Annotated in this window: 18 protein-coding genes; 14 read left to right on the top strand and 4 right to left on the bottom strand. The window is 67.4% G+C overall.

Annotated features, from left to right (window positions below; translation table 11 throughout):
• Positions 1-23: 23 nt before the first annotated feature.
• The 9 genes from argC (at position 24) to AAHH99_RS20765 (ending at position 9,322) form a co-directional block, all read left to right on the top strand.
• Entirely contained in the window at positions 24-1,058 is a 1,035-nt protein-coding gene (gene argC / locus AAHH99_RS20805; protein WP_418770396.1) for an N-acetyl-gamma-glutamyl-phosphate reductase, read from the top strand.
• Positions 1,055-2,260, top strand: coding sequence for a bifunctional glutamate N-acetyltransferase/amino-acid acetyltransferase ArgJ (gene argJ / locus AAHH99_RS20800; RefSeq protein WP_418770395.1), 1,206 nt, complete (start codon positions 1,055-1,057; stop codon positions 2,258-2,260). Before argC ends, argJ begins: the two co-directional genes overlap by 4 nt.
• Positions 2,257-3,129 carry an acetylglutamate kinase gene (gene argB, locus AAHH99_RS20795; protein WP_418770394.1) on the top strand — a complete coding sequence of 291 codons (873 nt, stop codon included), beginning with the start codon at positions 2,257-2,259 and terminating at the stop codon, positions 3,127-3,129. The genes argJ and argB overlap by 4 nt, the downstream gene beginning before the upstream one ends.
• On the top strand, positions 3,126-4,307 hold the full coding sequence (locus AAHH99_RS20790; protein ID WP_418770393.1) for an acetylornithine transaminase: 1,182 nt from the start codon (positions 3,126-3,128) through the stop codon (positions 4,305-4,307). The genes argB and AAHH99_RS20790 overlap by 4 nt, the downstream gene beginning before the upstream one ends.
• Positions 4,304-5,248: an ornithine carbamoyltransferase gene (gene argF / locus AAHH99_RS20785; RefSeq protein WP_418770392.1), complete on the top strand. Its 945-nt coding sequence runs from the start codon at positions 4,304-4,306 to the stop codon at positions 5,246-5,248. The genes AAHH99_RS20790 and argF overlap by 4 nt, the downstream gene beginning before the upstream one ends.
• Positions 5,215-5,739 carry an arginine repressor gene (locus AAHH99_RS20780; protein ID WP_197505904.1) on the top strand — a complete coding sequence of 175 codons (525 nt, stop codon included), beginning with the start codon at positions 5,215-5,217 and terminating at the stop codon, positions 5,737-5,739. The genes argF and AAHH99_RS20780 overlap by 34 nt, the downstream gene beginning before the upstream one ends.
• On the top strand, positions 5,739-6,938 hold the full coding sequence (locus tag AAHH99_RS20775; protein ID WP_418770391.1) for an argininosuccinate synthase: 1,200 nt from the start codon (positions 5,739-5,741) through the stop codon (positions 6,936-6,938). The genes AAHH99_RS20780 and AAHH99_RS20775 overlap by 1 nt, the downstream gene beginning before the upstream one ends.
• A gap of 99 nt (positions 6,939-7,037) precedes the next feature.
• Complete coding sequence (gene argH / locus AAHH99_RS20770) at positions 7,038-8,450, top strand: argininosuccinate lyase (protein ID WP_418770389.1); 1,413 nt, start codon at positions 7,038-7,040, stop codon at positions 8,448-8,450.
• Positions 8,447-9,322 (top strand): alpha/beta hydrolase, encoded by an 876-nt coding sequence (locus AAHH99_RS20765; protein WP_418770388.1) that lies wholly within the window; start codon positions 8,447-8,449, stop codon positions 9,320-9,322. The genes argH and AAHH99_RS20765 overlap by 4 nt, the downstream gene beginning before the upstream one ends.
• Before the next feature lie 123 nt (positions 9,323-9,445).
• On the opposite strand, the gene AAHH99_RS20760 is transcribed toward AAHH99_RS20765, so the two are convergent.
• Entirely contained in the window at positions 9,446-11,224 is a 1,779-nt protein-coding gene (locus AAHH99_RS20760; RefSeq protein WP_418770387.1) for an ABC-F family ATP-binding cassette domain-containing protein, read from the bottom strand.
• Positions 11,225-11,325: 101 nt separating this feature from the next.
• Here AAHH99_RS20760 and AAHH99_RS20755 point away from each other — a divergent pair, with 101 nt between their 5' ends.
• From AAHH99_RS20755 to AAHH99_RS20745, 3 genes are all read left to right on the top strand, one after another.
• Positions 11,326-14,289 (top strand): acyl-CoA synthetase, encoded by a 2,964-nt coding sequence (locus tag AAHH99_RS20755; protein ID WP_418770386.1) that lies wholly within the window; start codon positions 11,326-11,328, stop codon positions 14,287-14,289.
• Between the two features lie 103 nt (positions 14,290-14,392).
• Positions 14,393-14,938: a hypothetical protein gene (locus tag AAHH99_RS20750; protein WP_418770385.1), complete on the top strand. Its 546-nt coding sequence runs from the start codon at positions 14,393-14,395 to the stop codon at positions 14,936-14,938.
• A complete protein-coding gene (locus tag AAHH99_RS20745) occupies positions 14,938-15,153 on the top strand; it encodes a Trm112 family protein (protein WP_418770718.1) in 216 nt (71 codons plus the stop codon). The genes AAHH99_RS20750 and AAHH99_RS20745 overlap by 1 nt, the downstream gene beginning before the upstream one ends.
• On the opposite strand, the gene AAHH99_RS20740 is transcribed toward AAHH99_RS20745, so the two are convergent.
• From AAHH99_RS20740 to AAHH99_RS20730, 3 genes are read right to left on the bottom strand one after another with little or no spacing between them, the layout of a single operon-like run.
• Complete coding sequence (locus tag AAHH99_RS20740; protein WP_418770717.1) at positions 15,146-15,760, bottom strand: TetR/AcrR family transcriptional regulator; 615 nt, start codon at positions 15,758-15,760, stop codon at positions 15,146-15,148. The two genes, AAHH99_RS20745 and AAHH99_RS20740, sit on opposite strands and share 8 nt — an antisense overlap.
• Before the next feature lie 5 nt (positions 15,761-15,765).
• Positions 15,766-16,593, bottom strand: coding sequence for an ABC transporter permease (locus AAHH99_RS20735; protein ID WP_418770384.1), 828 nt, complete (start codon positions 16,591-16,593; stop codon positions 15,766-15,768).
• A complete protein-coding gene (locus AAHH99_RS20730) occupies positions 16,518-17,291 on the bottom strand; it encodes an ABC transporter ATP-binding protein (protein WP_418770383.1) in 774 nt (257 codons plus the stop codon). Before AAHH99_RS20730 ends, AAHH99_RS20735 begins: the two co-directional genes overlap by 76 nt.
• Before the next feature lie 84 nt (positions 17,292-17,375).
• On the opposite strand from AAHH99_RS20730, the gene AAHH99_RS20725 reads away from it, so the two are divergent.
• Positions 17,376-17,987 (top strand): DNA-3-methyladenine glycosylase, encoded by a 612-nt coding sequence (locus AAHH99_RS20725; RefSeq protein ID WP_418770382.1) that lies wholly within the window; start codon positions 17,376-17,378, stop codon positions 17,985-17,987.
• 18 nt (positions 17,988-18,005) lie between these two features.
• Positions 18,006-19,280: a tyrosine--tRNA ligase gene (gene tyrS, locus AAHH99_RS20720; protein WP_418770381.1), complete on the top strand. Its 1,275-nt coding sequence runs from the start codon at positions 18,006-18,008 to the stop codon at positions 19,278-19,280.
• Positions 19,281-19,690 lie beyond the last annotated feature (410 nt).

The raw sequence follows: 19,690 nt of genomic DNA, 5'->3' as shown, positions 1-19,690 counted from the left end.
CATAAACATGCAGAATCGTCTGCATGGTTTCAGTTGCGGTAGCGGGCGCCAGCGGATACGCCGGCGGTGAGATCCTACGCCTGCTTCTCGGACATCCCGCGTACGCCGACGGCCGGATGACGATCGGTGCGCTGACCGCGGCGGCGAGTGCGGGCACCTCCCTGGCCGAGCACCATCCGCACCTGTTGCCCCTGGCCAACCGCGTGCTGGATGCCACCGACGAAGAGGTGCTGCGGGGGCACGACGTGGTCTTCCTGGGGTTGCCGCACGGGCATTCCGCTCAGCTTGCCGAACAACTCGGCGACGACACGCTGATAGTGGACTGCGGCGCCGACTTCCGGCTCACCGACGCCGCGGCCTGGGAACGGTTCTACGGCTCGGAGTACGCCGGTACCTGGCCCTACGGGCTGCCGGAGCTTCCGGGTGCGCGCGACCGACTGCGCGGTGCGAAGCGGATCGCCGTGCCCGGGTGCTATCCGACCGCGGCTCTGCTGGCGCTGTGGCCCGCGGTGGCAGAAGACCTCATCGAGCCGGCCGTGACCGTGGTGTCGGTCAGCGGCGCGTCGGGGGCGGGCCGGGCCGCCAAACCCGATCTGCTGGGCGCCGAGGTGATCGGCTCGGCACGCGCGTACAACATCGGCGGTAAGCACCGGCACACACCGGAGATCGCCCAGGGGCTCCGCGCGGTCGGCAATAAGGACGTGACGGTGTCGTTCACGCCGGTGCTCATACCGACCTCTCGCGGCATCCTGGCCACGTGCACCGCGCGCACGGACGCCTCGCTTCCGGAGATCCGCGCCGCCTACGAAAAGGCCTACGACGCCGAGCCGTTCGTCCATGTGCTTCCCGAAGGGCAACTGCCGAAGACGGGTTCGGTGCTGGGCAGCAACGCCGCCCAGCTGGCCGTCGCCCTGGACGAGGACGCGAAGACGTTGGTCGCCGTCGCCGCGATCGACAACCTCGTCAAAGGCACCGGCGGCGCTGCGGTGCAGTCGATGAACCTGGCGCTGGGCTGGCCCGAGACCGAGGGGCTTTCGATCGTGGGCATGGCACCGTGACCTCCGGAACCCGGTTGCTTCGCACCCAGGGCGTCACGGCCCCAGAAGGCTTCCGCGCGACCGGAATCGCCGCTGGCATCAAGGCATCCGGTGCGCTGGACCTGGCGCTGGTGTTCAACGAGGGACCCGACTACGCCGCCGCGGGGGTGTTCACCCGCAATCAGGTCAAGGCCGCGCCGGTGCTGTGGAGCCGCCAAGTGCTCACCACCGGCCGCCTGCGCGCGGTGATCCTGAACTCCGGCGGCGCCAACGCCTGTACAGGACCGCAGGGTTTCCAGGACACTCACGCCACCGCCGAGGCGGTTGCGGCGGCGTTGAGCGACTGGGGCACCGAAACCGGCGCGATCGAGGTCGCGGTCTGTTCGACCGGGCTGATCGGCGACCGGCTGCCGATGGACAAAGTGCTCCCCGGCGTGACCGAGATCGTGCACGAGCTGTCGGGTGGACTCCACGGCGGCGAGGAGGCCGCACGGGCCATCATGACCACCGACACCGTGCCCAAGCAGGTCGCGCTGCACCACGCCGACAACTGGACTGTCGGCGGAATGGCCAAGGGCGCAGGCATGATCGCCCCGTCGCTGGCCACCATGCTGTGCGTGATCACCACCGACGCCGTCGCCGATTCCGCCGCACTCGACGAGGCGCTGCGCAAGGCCACCTCGCTCACCTTCGACCGCCTCGACGTCGACGGCAGCTGTTCGACGAACGACTCGGTGTTGCTTCTGTCGTCCGGAGCCAGCGCGGTCAAGCCCAGCCAGAGCGAACTCGACGAGGCGATCCTGCGGGTGTGCGACGACCTGTGCCAGCAACTGCAGGCCGACGCCGAGGGTGTGACGAAACGGATCGCCATCACGGTGGCCGGTGCGGCCTCCGAGGACGACGCACTGCTCGGCGCCCGCATCGTCGCGCGGGACAGCCTGGTCAAGACCGCGCTGTTCGGCTCGGACCCGAACTGGGGCCGGGTGCTGGCAGCCATCGGCATGGCGCCGTTCAAAGTGGATCCGGAGCGGGTCACCGTATCCTTCAACGGATTTGCAGTCTGGCGGGACGGGGCGCCGCAGCCGGGTTCACGCGACGTGGATCTGTCCGGTGCCGACATCGCCGTCACCATCGACCTCGGCGACGGGTCGGCCCAGGCCTCCGTCCGCACCACCGACCTGTCCCACGGTTACGTCGAAGAGAACTCGGCGTACAGCTCATGAGCGTCGAAACCCCGGTCAAGGCGAAGGTTCTGGCCGAAGCACTGGAGTGGCTGAAACAACTGCACGGCAAGATCGTCGTGATCAAGTACGGCGGCAATGCGATGACCGACGACGTGCTCAAGGCCGCGTTCGCCGCCGACATGGTCTTCCTGCGCAACTGCGGCGTCCATCCCGTCGTCGTGCACGGGGGCGGTCCGCAGATCAGCGCGATGCTCAAACGCCTCGGCATTCAAGGTGACTTCAAGGGCGGATTCCGGGTCACCACACCCGAGGTACTGGACGTGGCGCGCATGGTGCTGTTCGGTCAGGTCGGCCGGGAACTGGTCGGGCTGATCAACGCCCACGGCCCGTACGCCGTCGGGGTCACCGGCGAGGATGCCCAGTTGTTCACCGCGGTACGGCGCAGCGTGACCGTCGACGGTGTGGCCACCGACATCGGCCTGGTCGGCGACGTCGAGAGGGTCAACGCCGGTTCGCTGCTCGATCTCATCTCCGCGGGCCGGATTCCGGTGGTGTCGACCATCGCTCCTGACGTCGGCGGGGTGGTACACAACATCAACGCCGACACGGCCGCCGCAGCACTTGCCGAGGCGTTGGGTGCCGAGAAGCTGCTGATGCTCACCGATGTCGAGGGTTTGTACACGGACTGGCCCGACCGCGGGTCACTCGTCAGCGAGATCGACTCCGCCGCACTGACTCAAATGCTGCCCACACTGGAGGCCGGGATGGTGCCCAAGATCGAGGCGTGCCTGCGCGCGGTGGCCGGCGGCGTGCCGAGCGCACATGTCATCGACGGCCGCGTCGAGCACTGCGTGCTGGTCGAACTGCTCACCGACGAGGGGACGGGAACGAAAGTGGTGCCGTCATGACCCTGCTGCAGCGGTGGCAGACCGTGATGATGAACAACTACGGCACCCCGCCGCTGGCGTTGTCCAGCGGTGACGGTGCGGTGGTGACCGACGTCGACGGCAAGACCTATGTCGACCTGCTCGGTGGCATCGCGGTCAACATCCTGGGCCACCGCCACCCCGCGGTCATCGAAGCCGTCACCGCTCAGCTCAACACGCTGGGCCACACGTCTAACCTGTATGCGACCGAACCCGGTGTCGCGCTGGCCGAAGCGCTGGTCGGGCTGCTCGGCGCGGGCCCTGCTGCGCCGGCCAAGGTGTTCTTCTGCAACTCCGGCACCGAAGCCAACGAAGTCGCGTTCAAGATCACACGACTCACCGGGCGCACGAAACTGGTTGCGGCGCAAGGCGCCTTCCACGGTCGCACCATGGGCTCTCTTGCGCTCACGGGTCAGCCGTCCAAGCAGGCGCCATTCGCGCCGCTTCCGGGTGACGTGACCCATGTGCCGTTCGGCGACATCGATGCGTTGCGAGCCGCCGTCGACGACGAAACCGCCGCGGTGTTCCTCGAGCCGATCATGGGCGAAGGCGGGGTCGTGGTTCCGCCCGCCGGCTACCTCGTCGCCGCCCGCGAGATCACCGCGCAGCACAACGCGCTGCTGGTGCTCGACGAGGTGCAGACCGGAATGGGCCGCACCGGAGCGTTTTTCGCGCATCAGCACGACGGGATCACTCCGGACGTCGTGACCCTGGCCAAGGGCCTCGGCGGCGGGTTGCCGATCGGCGCATGCATCGCGACGGGCGCCACCGCGGAGCTGCTGACGCCTGGATTGCACGGCAGCACGTTCGGCGGCAACCCCGTCTGCACCGCCGCCGCACTCGCGGTGCTGCGGGTGCTGGCCGACGACGACCTGATCAACCGCGCCCACGTGCTCGGCAAAACGCTGTCGACGGGCATCGAGGCCACCGGGCATCCGTTGATCGACCACGTCCGCGGCCGCGGCCTGCTGCTCGGCGTTGTGCTGACCGCCGAAACTGCCAAAGCCGTCGAGGCCGCGGGCCGCGACGCCGGCTTCCTGGTCAACGCCGCGGCTCCCGATGTGGTGCGGCTGGCCCCGCCGCTGGTGATCAGTGAGGCTCAGGTCGACGACTTCCTCGCCGCGCTTCCCGCCGTCCTCGACAAAGGCGCCGCCTCATGACCGCAACCATCCGGCACTTCCTGCGTGACGACGATCTGAACCCCGCCGAGCAGGCCGAGGTGCTCGCTCTGGCAGCCGAATTGAAAGCCCAGCCGTTCAGCCGTCGCCCTTTGGAAGGTCCGAGCGGGGTGGCGGTGATCTTCGACAAGAACTCCACGCGGACCCGGTTCTCCTTCGAGTTGGGCGTCGCTCAACTCGGTGGCCACGCCGTCGTGGTCGACGGTCGCAGCACTCAGCTGGGTCGAGACGAGACGTTGGAGGACACCGGCCGGGTGCTGTCGCGCTACGTCAAGGCGATCGTGTGGCGCACTTTCGCACAAGACCGGCTGACCGCGATGGCCGTGGGTGCGAGCGTGCCGATCGTCAACGCGCTGTCCGACGAGTTCCACCCGTGCCAGGTGCTGGCCGATCTGCAGACGCTGGCCGAGCGCAAGGGCAGGCTGGCGGGCTTGCGGATGACCTACCTCGGCGACGGCGCCAACAACATGGCGCACTCGCTCATGCTGGGCGGTGTCACGGCGGGCGTGGATGTGACGATCGCGGCACCGGACGGCTTCCAACCGCATCCGGACTTCGTCGACGCCGCACAGAAACGGGCTTCGGAAACCGGTGCGACGGTCACCGTGACCGACGATGCGAACGCAGCAGCCGACGGCGCCGACGTCCTGGTCACCGACACGTGGACGTCGATGGGTCAGGAGAACGACGGCCTCGACCGAGTGGGGCCGTTCCGGCGGTATCAGGTCAACGAAGCCCTGCTGGGCCGTGCCGACGCCGATGCGGTCGTGCTGCACTGCCTTCCGGCGCACCGCGGTGAAGAGATCACCGACGAGGTGATCGACGGGGCGCAGAGCGCGGTGTGGGATGAAGCTGAGAACCGCCTGCACGCGCAGAAGGCGCTGCTGGTGTGGCTGCTGGAGCGGGCGGGAGCCGGGCAGTGACTTCCGCGGCGACTCGTGCCGGGCGGCAGGCCCGCATCGTGGCGATCCTGTCGTCGCGGTCGGTGCACAGCCAGACCGAGCTGGCCGCCCTGCTGGCAGAGGAGGGCATCGAGGTCACGCAGGCCACGCTGTCGCGCGATCTGGAAGAACTCGGCGCGGTGAAACTGCGCGGCGCCGACGGCGGCGTCGGCGTGTACATCGTCCCCGAGGACGGCAGTCCGGTGCGCGGCGTTTCCGGTGGCACCGAGCGGATGTCGCGGCTGCTGGCCGAACTGCTCGTGTCGACCGACTCCAGCGGCAACCTGGCCATCCTGCGCACCCCGCCCGGGGCGGCGCACTACCTTGCCAGCGCGATGGACCGCGCGGCCCTTCCGTTCGTCGTCGGTACCGTCGCGGGCGACGACACCATCCTGGTCGTCGCGCGTGAGCCGATGACCGGCGCCGAACTGGCAACGAAACTCGAGAGCATTAGACAAAAGGAGACCTGCTGATGTCCGAACGCGTCATCCTGGCTTATTCCGGGGGCCTGGACACCTCGGTGGCGATCAGCTGGATCGGCAAGGAGACCGGGCGCGAGGTCGTCGCTGTCGCAATCGATCTCGGCCAAGGCGGCGAGGACATGGAGGTGGTGCGCAAGCGCGCCATCGACTGCGGCGCCGTGGAAGCCGTCGTCGTCGACGCCAAAGACGAGTTCGCCGACGAGTACTGCCTGCCCGCGATCCAGTCGAACGCGCTGTACATGGACCGCTATCCACTGGTGTCGGCGTTGAGCCGACCGCTGATCGTCAAGCATCTCGTGGCCGCGGCCCGGGAGCACGGCGGCGGCACTGTCGCGCACGGCTGCACCGGCAAGGGCAACGACCAGGTCCGCTTCGAAGTCGGATTTGCTTCGCTGGCACCGGATCTCAAGGTGCTGGCGCCGGTGCGTGACTACGCGTGGACGCGGGAGAAGGCGATCGCGTTCGCCGAGGAGAACGCGATCCCGATCAACGTCACCAAGCGTTCGCCGTTCTCGATCGATCAGAACGTCTGGGGTCGCGCCGTGGAGACCGGCTTTCTCGAGCATCTGTGGAACGCCCCGACCAAGGACGTCTACGACTACACCGAGGATCCGACGGTCAACTGGAGTACACCCGACGAGGTGATCATCGGTTTCGAGCGTGGCGTGCCGGTGTCGATCGACGGTCGGCAGGTGACGGTGCTGCAGGCGATCGAGGAGTTGAACCGCCGGGCCGGTGAACAGGGTGTCGGCAGGCTCGACGTCGTCGAGGACCGGCTGGTCGGCATCAAGAGCCGCGAGATCTACGAGGCGCCGGGCGCGATGGTGTTGATCACCGCGCACACCGAACTCGAGCATGTCACGCTGGAGCGCGAACTCGGCCGGTTCAAGCGCCACACCGACCAGAAGTGGGGGGAGCTGGTCTACGACGGGCTCTGGTACTCGCCGCTGAAGACCGCGCTCGAGTCCTTCGTCGCCAAGACCCAGGAGCATGTGACCGGGGAGATCCGGCTGGTGCTGCACGGCGGACACATCGCCGTGAACGGCCGTCGCAGCGCCGAGTCGCTCTACGACTTCAACCTCGCTACCTACGACGAGGGCGATACGTTCGACCAGTCGGCGGCCCGCGGTTTCGTGCAGATCCACGGTCTGTCGTCGAGCATCGCGGCCCGCCGAGACCTCAGCACGTGATGCCCTCCGATCCACTACCGCGAGCGACCGTGTCTGTACGGCGACACGCCGGGTTCGGGCGTACAAACGCGGTCACTCGCGGGAAGCGAGGGTCCTGAGATGAGCACGAACGAAGGTTCGCTGTGGGGCGGACGGTTCGCCGACGGGCCGTCCGACGCGCTCGCGTCCCTGTCGAAGTCGACCCACTTCGACTGGGTGCTCGCGCCCTACGACATCCGGGCATCCAAAGCGCACGCGCAGGTACTGCACGGCGCCGGGCTGCTGACCGACGATCAGCGCGACGGGCTGCTCGCGGGCCTCGACAGCCTGGCTGTCGACGTCGCCGACGGCAGCTTCGAACCCCTGGTGACGGACGAAGACGTGCACGGCGCCCTCGAGCGCGGCCTGATCGATCGGGTCGGTGCGGAGCTCGGTGGCCGGTTGCGGGCGGGCCGGTCGCGAAATGATCAGGTGGCCACGCTGTTTCGGATGTGGCTGCGCGACGCGATCAGGCGCGTCGCCGACGGCGCTCTGCAGGTCGTCGACGCGTTGGCCACCCAGGCAGCCGCTCACCCGACCGCGATCATGCCGGGCAAGACGCATCTGCAATCCGCGCAACCCGTACTCCTCGCGCATCACCTGCTCGCGCATGCGCATCCGCTGCTGCGCGACGTCGACCGACTGGCCGACTTCGACAAACGGGCGGCGGTGTCGCCCTACGGGTCCGGCGCGCTGGCCGGGTCGTCCCTGGGCTTGAATCCCGATGCGATCGCCGAGGATCTCGGTTTCGACACCGCCGCCGACAATTCGATCGATGCCACCGCGTCGCGCGACTTCGCCGCGGAGGCGGCATTCGTGTTCTCGATGATCGGCGTCGACCTGTCCCGGCTAGCCGAGGACATCGTCTTATGGAGCACAACCGAATTCGGCTACGTCACCCTGCACGACGCCTGGTCGACCGGTAGCTCCATCATGCCGCAGAAGAAAAACCCCGACATCGCCGAACTCGCCCGCGGCAAGTCCGGCCGGTTGATCGGCAACCTCACCGGGCTGCTGGCGACGCTCAAAGCGCAACCGCTGGCCTACAACCGGGATCTGCAGGAGGATAAGGAACCGGTGTTCGACTCCGTCGCGCAGCTCGAACTCCTGCTGCCGGCCATGGCGGGGCTGGTGGCGACGTTACGCTTCGACGTCGATCGGATGACCGAGCTCGCGCCGCTCGGCTACACCCTGGCCACCGATGTCGCCGAATGGCTTGTGCGCAGGGGAGTGCCGTTCCGGGTGGCGCATGAGGCTGCGGGTGCCGCGGTGCGCGCGGCCGAAACGCGCGGGATCGGGCTGGAAGAACTCGAAGACGCCGAACTCGCCACGATCCATCCCGAACTCACCCCGCAGGTGCGTGAGATCCTCACCGTCGAGGGATCGGTGGACTCCCGCGACGCCCGCGGCGGCACCGCACCGACGCAGGTCGCCCGGCAGCTCGGCACCGTGCACGAGACCGCTGAGCAGCTGCGGCTACGGTTGAGGAGATGACCGAACGCGTCGAGTTCAGCTCCGGTGCGACGACTCTGGTCGGCCACCTCTACAACGGCGACCAGGACGAGCCCCGACCGTGCGTGGTGCTGTGTCAGGGCTTCGGCGGCACACAGGACACCCCGGCGTTGACGGCGAACGCGCGGAGTTTTGCCGACTCCGGTTACGCGGCCCTTACGTTCGACTATCGCAACTTCGGTGAAAGCAAAGGGGAGCCAAGGCAACTGGTCGACATCGGCGGCCAACTCGACGACATCGCCGCAGCGGTCGCGTTCGCGCGCGGCCGCAACGGTATCGACCCCGACCGTATTGTGCTGTGGGGCAGCTCGCTCGGTGGCGGCCATGTGGTCACGGCGGCGGCACGGGACCCACGGATCGCGGCCGTGATCGCCCAGATCCCGTTCAACGGATTTCCGAAGAAGGTTGAGGGCCGGTCGACGGCGGCCACGCTGCGGCTGCTGTGGGCGATGACCACCGACACCGTCCGCGGCGCTCTGGGCGCATCGCCCGCTTACATCAAAGCGATCGGCGATCCGGGTGAGCTCGCGGTCATTGCCAGTTCCGAGGCGCACCAGACCATCGAGGGCATGCAGAGCGCGATGTGGCGCAACGAGGTCGCACCGCGAGCGCTGTTCGCGATGATGCGGTACAAGCCCGACGACCAGGCACCGCGCGTGCGTGCGCCCGTGTTGGTGTGCATCGGCAAGCGGGACAAGGAAACTCAAGAGGCCGACGCGGCACGACTGGCCGAACTCGCGCCCCGAGGTGAGCTAAAGAGCTACGACCTCGCCCATTTCGACTTCTACCGCGACGACGTCCGGCAGCGCGTGATCGCGGATCAGATCGCGTTCCTGCGCCGGGTCCTCGCTTAGCCGCCCGGCATCAGTCGTCGTCGTTGCAGATGCTGACCTCGAGACGACCGTCGTCGACCTCGATTTCCAGGCCGAGGTTCTCAGCCCCTCTGCGGAACGAGATCTCGACCTCCTACTACGGCGTCAGCCCTCCGCGGCGGCCAGCCACGCTTCTTCGAGAGATTCCTTGCGGTTCAACAGCTCTTGGAGCTCGACGTTGAGTTCACCCAACCGGACGTGGTCCGCGGCGGCCTCGGCCATGGACTCGTGCAGTGCGGCGATGCGCGACTCCAGTTTTTCCAGCTGCCCCTCGATGCGCGCCATCTCCTTGCCGGTGCGTCGCTCCCGCGCCGACGCCGTTTCGCCTTGCGGACCTGCCGTCGCTGCACTTGCCGTCGATGCAGGTGCTGGTGACGCGGCCGCGGCGCGGTCCGCCAGGTACTGCTCGATTCCGCCCGGCAACAGCTCGCAGCGGCCACCTCCCGTCAGGGCGTAGGTGACATCGGAGACCCGTTCGAGGAAGTAGCGATCGTGGGTGACGGCGATCAGCGTGCCGGGCCAGCCATCGAGGTAATCCTCGATGACGGTCAACGTGTCGATGTCGAGGTCGTTGGTGGGCTCGTCGAGCAGCAGCACGTTCGGTTCATCGAGCAACAGCCGCAGAAACTGCAGCCTGCGCCGTTCACCACCTGAGAGCTCCGACACCCGCGTCGTCAGCTTGTCGCCGGTGAACCCGAAGTCCCGCAGCAGCGTGTCGGCGCTGATCTCGCCGCCACCCGCCAGTTGGGTGATCCTTCGCCGGTCCTCGACCGCGTCGAGCACCCGAGCGGCGCCGTCGAGTTCGGCAATGGCCTGGCTGAGGTGCCCGATCCGCAGCGTCGCGCCCCGCTTGATCGTGCCCGCCGCCGGCGCGAGCTCACCTGCCAGCAGTCGCAGCACCGACGTCTTGCCGGTGCCATTGACGCCGACCAGCCCGATCCGGGCACCGGGGCCGATCGACCAGTCGACCTGGTCCAACACCACGGTGTCCCCCACCTCGAGCCGCACCCGGTGCAGGTCGAACACGTCCTTGCCCAGCCGGGTGGTGGCGAACCGCTGCAGGACCAGGGAGTCCCGCGGCGGCGGCTCGTTGGCTATCAACTCGTTGGCGGCCTGAATGCGGAACTTCGGTTTCGACGTCCGCGCCGGCGGTCCGCGCCGCAGCCACACCAGCTCCTTGCGCATGAGGTTCTGCCTGCGCGCCTCGGCGCCGGCCGCCAGCCGCATTCGCTCTGCCCGCGCGAGCACGTAGGCCGCGTAACCGCCTTCGTAGCCGTCCACCTTCCCTTTTCCGCTGCCCGCATGCACCTCCCACGTCCTTGTGCACACCGCGTCGAGGAACCAGCGGTCGTGGCTCACCACCACCAGTGCCTTGGCCCGACGCCGATTGAGGTGTGCGGCCAGCCATCCGATCACCTCGACGTCGAGGTGGTTGGTCGGCTCGTCGAGCACAAGGACGTCATGACCGGCGATCAGCACCGCGGCCAGCGCCACCCGGCGCCGCTCGCCGCCGGAGAGCCGGCCGACCGCACTGTCAAGGGAGACGTCGGCCAACAAATGCGAGACGACCTCGCGGGTCTCGGATTCGGCCGCCCAGACGTGATCGGGACGGCCACCGACGATCACGTCGCGCACGGTGGCGTCGGCAGCGAAGTCGTCACTCTGCCGCAGATAGCCCACCGACAACCCCGAAGTGTGGGTCACCCGACCCGAATCCGGCTCGCGGGTGAGCGTCAAGATCTGCAGCAGCGTGGTCTTACCGTCGCCGTTGCGCCCGACGACGCCGATCGCGTCACCCTCGTCAATGCCCAGGCTGATCGCATCGAGAAGCGTGCGGGTGCCGTAGCCGACGGTCGCGCGCTCGACATTGATCAGGTTCGCCATCAGCCGCCGATGATAGGTCGGCCCTGCGGGCCGGGCCCCTGTGCCATGATGACGTCGGCCGAATCGGGGGTTCTGTGGCGGCCAGAAGGGGAGCGTGCGGCGTGGATCTGTCGGCGATAACCAAGCCGGTCGGACGACTGGTGGCGACCGCCCAGAACGGGCTGGAAGTGCTGCGCTACGGCGGCCTGGAGACCGGCGCCGTGCCCTCGCCGTTCCAGATCATCCAGAGCGTGCCGATGTACCGGCTGCGGCGCTATTTCCCGCCGGATACCAGGCCGGGAACCAAGCAACCCGGCCCACCCGTGCTGATGGTGCATCCGATGATGATGTCTGCCGACATGTGGGATGTCACCCGCGACGACGGCGCCGTCGGCATCCTGCACAACGCGGGCATCGACCCGTGGGTCATCGACTTCGGCTCACCCGACAAGGTCGAAGGCGGTATGGAACGCACGCTGGCCGACCACGTCGTCGCGCTCAGCGAGGCCATCGACACCGTCAAAGAGGTCACCGGTCGCGACGTGCACCTGGCCGGCTACTCGCAGGGCGGAATGTTCGCCTACCAGGTCGCCGCCTACCGCAGGTCGAAGGATCTGGCGAGCATCATCGCGTTCGGCTCGCCGGTCGACACCCTGGCCGCGCTACCGATGAACCTGCCCGCCAGCGTCGCGCCCGCGGCCGCCGATTTCATGGCCGACCACGTGTTCAGCCGGATCGACATCCCGGGCTGGCTCGCCCGCACCGGCTTCCAGATGCTCGACCCGATCAAGACCGCCCAGTCGCGCCTCGACTTCCTGCGTCAACTACACGATCGCGAAGCCCTGTTGCCCCGCGAGCAGCAACGCCGGTTCCTGGCCTCCGAGGGCTGGATCGCGTGGTCGGGCCCCGCCATTGCCGAGCTGCTGAAACAGTTCATCGCGCACAACCGGATGATGAGCGGCGGCTTCTCGATTCACGGTGACCTGGTCACGCTGTCGGATATCGAGTGCCCGGTGCTGGCCGTGGTGGGTGAAGTCGACGACATCGGCCAGCCGGCTTCGGTGCGCGGTATCAAGCGCGCCGCCCCGAAGGCCGATGTCTACGAATTCCTCATTCGCGCAGGCCATTTCGGGCTTGTCGTCGGATCGAAGGCATCAAGCCAGACGTGGCCGGCGGTGGCGCAGTGGGTCAAGTGGCTCGACGGCACCGGCGAGCGGCCCGACGGCGTCAACGCGATGGCCCTGCAGCAAGCCGAACCCAACGAGACCGGCGTCTCGATCAGCTCACGCCTGGCGCACGGCACCGCCGCGGCGACCGAGATGGCTTGGACCCTGGCCCGCTCGGCTGCCGATGCCGTGGTGAGCGCCAACAAGTCGGCCAGAGCCCTGGCCGTCGAAACGGCGCGCACGCTGCCGCGCCTGGCCCGGCTCGGCCAGATCAACGAGCACACCCGGATCTCGTTCGGCCGCATCATGTCCGAACAGGCCCGCGACTTCCCCCGCGGTGACTGCCTGCTGTTCGACGGCCGAGTCCACACCTACGAAGCCGTGGACCGGCGCATCAACAACGTCGTCCGTGGCCTTATCGAGGTCGGGGTACGCCAAGGCACGCGCGTCGGCGTCCTGATGGAGACCCGGCCCAGCGCGCTGGTGGCGATCGCCGCGCTCTCGCGATTGGGTGCGGTGGCGGTGCTCATGCCGCCGGATGTCGATCTGCCCACCGCTGCCCGGCTCGGCTCGGTGTCCGACATCATCGCCGACCCCAGCAACCTCGAAGCCGCCCGGCGACTCGACATGCGTGTGCTGGTGCTCGGCGGCGGTGAGGCACGCGACCTCGACGTTCCCGAGGACAGCGATGTCATCGACATGGAGAAGATCGATCCGGAAGCGGTCGACCTGCCCGGGTGGTACCGGCCGAACCCCGGTCTGGCCCGCGACCTCGCCTTCATCGGTTTCAGCTCGATCAGCGGCGACCTGGTCGCTCGTCAGATCACCAACGCTCGGTGGGCGATCTCGGCGTTCGGCACCGCGTCGGCGGCCAATCTCAGCCGCAGCGATACCGTTTACTGCCTGACGCCTCTACACCACCAGTCCGCCCTGTTGGTGGCGATCGGCGGCGCCACCGTCGGCGGCTCGCGGATCGCGCTGTCGCGCAGTCTGCGGCCGGACCGGTTCCTCAACGAGCTTCGCCAGTACGGCGTCACGGTCGTCAGCTACACGTGGGCGATGCTGCGCGACGTCATCGACGACCCGTCGTTCGCGCTGCACGGCAGCCACCCGGTTCGGCTGTTCATCGGTTCGGGCATGCCGACCGGACTGTGGAAGCGTGTGGTCGAGATCTTCCAGCCCGCCCACGTCGTCGAGTTCTTCGCGACCACCGACGGACAAGCCGTGCTGGCCAACGTGTCCGGCGCGAAGATCGGCAGCAAGGGCCGCCCGCTGCCGGGTGCACGCGAACTGGCGCTGGCGGCCTACGACCCCTCCGAGGACCTGATTCTGGAGGACGAACAGGGCTTCGTCCGCCGTGCCGAGGCCAACGAGGTCGGTGTGCTGCTCGCCCGTCCACGCGGGCCGGTCGACCCGACCGCCCCGATCAAGCGGGGCGTTTTCGCCCCGGCCGACACCTGGGTGTCCACGGAGTACCTGTTCCGCCGCGACGACGACGGCGACTACTGGCTTGTCGACAGCCGCGGACTGGTCATCCAGACCGACCGTGGCTGCGTCTACTCATCGACCGTCAACGATGCGGTCGGCTGCCTCGGCGCGGTCGACCTCGCGGTCACCTACGGGGTGCAAGCCAACGGACGCCAGCTGGCCATCACGGCGTTGGAGTTGCAGCCCGGCGGCAGCATTCCGTCTGCCGACCTTACCGAGGCCCTCGCGAACCTGGCCGTCGGCGAACCACCCGACATCGTCCACGTGGTGCCGGGAATGGCGCTCAGCGCGTCATACCGGCCGCTGGTCAGCCCGCTGCAAGCGGAGGGCGTTCCGAAGCCGTCGCGTAACGCGTGGTACCTCGACCCCGATACGAATCGGTACAAGCGGCTGACCGTGGCGGTCCGTTCCGAGATCGCCGAAGGCCAGTAGCGAAGGTCGGTCATGACGACCTGCCGGCGAGGCCGAGCGCTGTTAGGCTCCCGCTGGCGGTAAGTCGGCAGCCTGGCGACCGCGCCACCGAGCTGGAGGATTGATGACATCGCGAACCGGTAGCCCACGCGACATCTGGCGCCGCCTCGTCATCGGCGGTATGGCCGGAGGCGTGTTGACAGTCGGTGTGCTCACCGGTGTTGCGGGTCCGACGGCGTTGGCGCAGCCCGCCGAGCCGACCGTTCAGACCGAGGCGCCCGAGCCGCAAGCCGATAGCCCGAAGAGACCGTGCACCGGCGACGACTGCAATAGGGCCGAAGAGACAGCACCGAAGGTCAACGCTGACCAGGTACTGCAGATGATCCACGAGGAGTACCGGCAGGGCGACGGCGGCGGCCAGGTCTCTGTGCTGATCGACGACGCCGTGAAGCTGCGCAAGCTGGGCTTCCGCCCGTCCAACGCGAACGCCACCGCGCTCAAGGAGGCCCTCGAGGACCGGCCGAATCAGACGCCGCTCGTCGAAGCGCTCAAGGAAACGATCACCCACCAGCGCAAGATGCAGGCGCGCGCCGCGCAGCAGGCCGCTGCCGGCGGCGGATCGATCGCCGGGATTCCCGTCACGCCCGCCGTCCCCGTCCCGGCCGGCTGATCGCCGTGGCCCTCGACGAGAAACTGCTCGACATCCTGGTATGCCCGCAGGACCGGGGCACCTTGCTGCTCATCGGCGACGAATTCCTCTACAACCCACGGCTGCGCCGGGCGTATCGCATCGACGACGGCATCCCGGTGCTGCTGATCGACGAGGCCATCGACATCACCGACGACGCCGAGCATCAGCGGATGCTGGAGCGCGCTGTCAGGTGAAGCCGGGTAGCTCTCCGGTGAGGTAGCGCTGCAGGTTCGGGGCAATGGTGTCGACGATCTGTTCCACCGGCAGCGATTTGAACGGCTCGAGTTCGAGGATGTAGCGGGCCATCACCACGCCCACCAGTTGCGAGGCGACGAACTGCACACGGACCGGCCCGCTGCCCGGGGGATCGTCGACGCGCGAACCGACTTCTCTGGCGATCACCTCCTGCAGGAACGACCGCACCAACGAGGTGTCGTTGCCGGCGATGATCGACCGCAGTGTCGCGATGAAACCCTTACCCAGTTCCGAATCCCACAGCGGCAGCAGAAGGGACGGCAGCGTGCGGCCGATCTCCTCGACGGGGACCTGCTGTATCGGGCCGATGACCTGCATGGGATCGATCGGAATGTGGATCGCTGCGGCGAACAGCTGGGTTTTGGTTCCGAAGTAGTGATGTACCAGCGCGGGGTCGACGTCCGCCGCCGCGGCGATCGCGCGAATAGACGTCTTGTCGATACCGTTGCGCGCGAACAGCTCTCGTGCACTGTTCAGGATCCGTTCGCGGGTATCGGACGGCCCGGGCGGCCGCCCCGGTCGCTTGCGTTCGGCGTTGGTGGTCAACGTGGTCACAGTGTCCTTCGTCGTAGAGTGGCCGCCGCCAGGCAGAGGGAGACGCTCGCGAAGCCGATGACCACCGCGACGTCGCGCACGACGGTGAACGTCGGCTCCGCATATGCTCCGACTTGTTGCAGCGCCTCCAGAGCGTAGCTTGCCGGCATCACGTTGCTGATCCACTGCAGCCACTCCGGCAGCATGGCCCGCGGCACGATGATCCCGCACAGCAGAAGCTGCGGGACGATCACTACTGGCATGAACTGCACGGCCTGAAACTCCGTGCGCGCGAAAGCACTACACAGCAACCCCAGCCCGACTCCGAGGATGGCGTTGATGATCGCGATCGTGAAGACCCACACAGGGCTGCCTTCGGTGTGCAGGCCGAGAAACGCGTAGGACACGACGCACGCGATCGTCGCCTGGGCTGCGGCTGCAAGCGAGAACGCGGTGCCGTACGCCGCCAGCAGGTCGAGCCGACGCAGGGGAGTGGTCAGGATCCGCTCCAACGTGCCCGAAACCCGTTCCCGCTGCATCGTTATCGACGTGATGAGGAACATCACCACAAGGGGGAACAGCCCCAGCATGATCAGGCACGCAGTGTTGAACGGACTCGGTGCGCCGGGCGGGTGCGGAAGGTTCTGAAACATGAAGTACATCAGGGCGACGACGACGCTCGGCACGACGAGAATCATCGCGACGCTTCGGTGATCGGTGGCGAGTTGGCGCAGGATGCGACCGGTGGTGGCCAGATACGCCTGCGGGCTCAGCCGGCTCCGGCTGCGCTCGCTGCGGTGCTGTGCTTGATGACGGACAGAAACGCTTCCTCCAGTGACTGACATCTCGTGTCCTCTCGTAGTTTCGAGGGCGTGGTGTGGGCGAGCACTCGGCCTTCACGCATGAGCAGGAGGTCGCCGCAGTGATCGGCCTCGTCCATGACATGGCTGGAGACCAGGAGAGTGGTCCCTTGGCTGGCCAGGCGCTGAAAATGGGCCCACAGCTCGACGCGTAGAACGGGATCCAGTCCCACGGTGGGTTCGTCGAGCACCAGCAGATCGGGATGCGAGACCAACGCACACGCCAGAGACGCCCGGGTACGTTGGCCTCCGGAAAGGTTGGCGCCCAACGCTGTTCGGTGGTCGTTGAGCCCAACGGCAGTTATGGCATCGTTGGCGGCGTCGGCACCGGTGCCGTACAGCGATGCGAAGTAGCGGACGTTGTCGATGACCCGTAGGTCGTCGTAGATGGTGGGGTTCTGGGTGACATAGCCGACGCGGTGACGTAGCCCGGCCGAGCCGGCCGGTTTCCCGAGCACCGTCACCGTGCCGGAACTGACGATCTGGGTACCGACGATGCTTCGCATCAGCGTCGTCTTCCCGCAGCCGGACGGACCCAGCAGGCCCGTGATCGTCCCGGGGGCGATCGCCACGCTGACGTCATCGACGGCCAGGCGATTACCGCGGGTGACCCGCAGGTTCTTGATCTCAACGGCCGGTGCGACATGCCGGTCGAATAATTCATCCGCCGATGAAGTCATCATGTGATGAAATATCCTCGCGCTGCGCTGTCGTGTCAAGAGCCTCCGTAGGATCGCCATCGATGAATCGAAAAGGCCCGGTCGACGGTGGCCACTGATCTGTTGTCGGTCGACCCGCTGACCGCTGCCCATCGACTGCTCGGCGCCGACCTCACCTGCCGGGGGGTCAGCGCAATGATTGTCGAGGTCGAGGCCTACGGCGGGCCACCGGACGGACCGTGGCCCGACGCTGCCGCCCATTCGTACCGCGGACCAGGGCCGCGCAATCGCGTGATGTTCGGCCCGCCGGGGCGGCTGTACACCTATCGCAGCCACGGCATCCACGTCTGCGCGAACGTCGTGTGCGCGACCGACGGCGTGGCAGGTGCCGTGCTGCTCAGGGCCGCCGCCATCGAGGCGGGTTTGAGCGCCGCGCACGCCCGCCGCGGAGAGTCGGTCCGCCCCGCCGCGCTGGCCCGAGGGCCGGGCAACCTGTGCTCGGCACTGGGAATCACGATGGAAGACAACGGGATCGACATCTTCGACCCCGACAGCCCGATCCAGTTGACGCTGGGGGAGCGGCATGTGGCCGCCGAAGGGCCGCGCGTCGGCGTGAGCAAGGCCGCCGACCGTCCCTGGCGATTCTGGCTGGAAGGCCGGCCCGAGGTGTCGGCGTATCGGCGGAGCCCACGGGCACCCGCTCCCGGAGGAAGTGACTAGTACGGAAAGATCGCACGCATGGGTACGTCGATCCTCGACGAATTGGAGTGGCGCGGGCTGATCGCGCAATCCACCGACCGTGACGCGCTGGCCGAAGCACTTGGGGCCGGGCCGGTCACCGTCTACTCGGGCTTTGACCCGACCGCTCCAAGCCTGCATGCGGGCCATCTCATCCCGCTGTTGACACTGCGCCGCTTCCAGCAGGCGGGCCATCGGCCCATCGTTCTCGCAGGCGGCGCGACCGGCATGATCGGTGACCCCCGCGATACCGGAGAGCGCACGCTGAACACGGCCGACACGGTGGCGGAATGGGCGGACCGTATTCGCGGGCAACTCGAGCGCTTCGTCGAGTTCGACGACACCGACACCGGGGCCGTCATCGAGAACAACTTGTCGTGGACTGGCCCGCTGTCGGCGATCGAGTTCCTGCGCGACGTCGGCAAGTACTTCTCTGTCAACGTCATGCTCGACCGCGACACCGTCCGGCGCCGCCTCGAGGGCGAGGGCATTTCCTATACCGAGTTCAGCTACATGCTGGTGCAGGCCAACGACTATGTGGAGCTGCACCGGCGCTACCACTGTTCTCTGCAGATCGGTGGCTCCGATCAGTGGGGCAACATCATCGCCGGCGTCCGGCTGGTTCGTCAGAAGGACGGAGCCACGGTCCACGCCCTGACCACCCCGTTGGTGACCGACTCCGAAGGCAAGAAGTTCGGTAAGTCGACCGGAGGCGGCAGCCTGTGGCTGGACCCGGACATGACGAGCCCGTACGCCTGGTACCAGTACTTCATCAACACCGCCGACGCCGATGTCGTCCGCTATCTGCGTTGGTTCACCTTCCTATCGCCCGACGAGTTGACCGAGCTGGAACAGGCGACCGCGGAGCGCGCCCACGAACGTGCCGCACAGCGACGCCTCGCACGCGAGCTCACCACGTTGGTGCACGGCGAGGCCGCGACGCAGTCCGTCGAGCATGCCAGCCAGGCCCTTTTCGGACGGGCCGAACTGGCAGAGCTGGACGAGCCGACACTCGGTGCCGCGCTGCGCGAGGCCGCCGTAGCTCAGCTGAAGCCCGGCGGGCCCGATACCATCGTCGATCTGCTCGTGGCCAGTGGGCTCTCGCCGAGCAAGGGGGCGGCCAGGCGCACCGTCGCCGAAGGCGGCGTCTACGTCAACAACGCCCGGGTCGATAGCGAGGAATGGGTTCCACAGCCGACCGACTTCCTCCATGAGCGATGGCTGGTGCTGCGTCGCGGTAAGCGCAACATCGCCGGCATCGAACGGGTGGCTTGAGGGCTCGAGCGAGGCGGGAACAATAACGCGGGGGGAAGCGTTGAACCACCCGGTAGGAGCAACGCACCCCGGTGCGCGCGACGGGTATCGATTTGAAAAACCCGTTCTATCAGGCCATTTGACTCCTACTTTTCCCTCACGTAACTTATGGACTCGTCGCTGCGACACGGGCCAAGCCCGAAGAGCGCGGCGACTCCCAGAGGGAAATCCCACTTCGGTGGGTTCCTGAGCGTCCGCACTACGAGTACGCGGCTACAAAGCCGCGGACTAGTGGCGCGGCCGTGCGGGTGTGTTGTTTGAGAACTCAATAGTGTGTTTGGTGGTTTTTGTTTGTTGTTGTTTTTTGCCATGCCCTGTTTTCCCGTTTGTGGGTGTGGTGTTTTTTGATGCCAGTTTTTGGTGTCTGTTTG

The organism is Mycobacterium neumannii (assembly GCF_048452905.1).
Taxonomy (GTDB): domain Bacteria; phylum Actinomycetota; class Actinomycetes; order Mycobacteriales; family Mycobacteriaceae; genus Mycobacterium; species Mycobacterium neumannii_B.
Note: the sequence above shows the minus strand (reverse complement) of the source record. Positions and strands in the feature narration are given on the sequence as shown.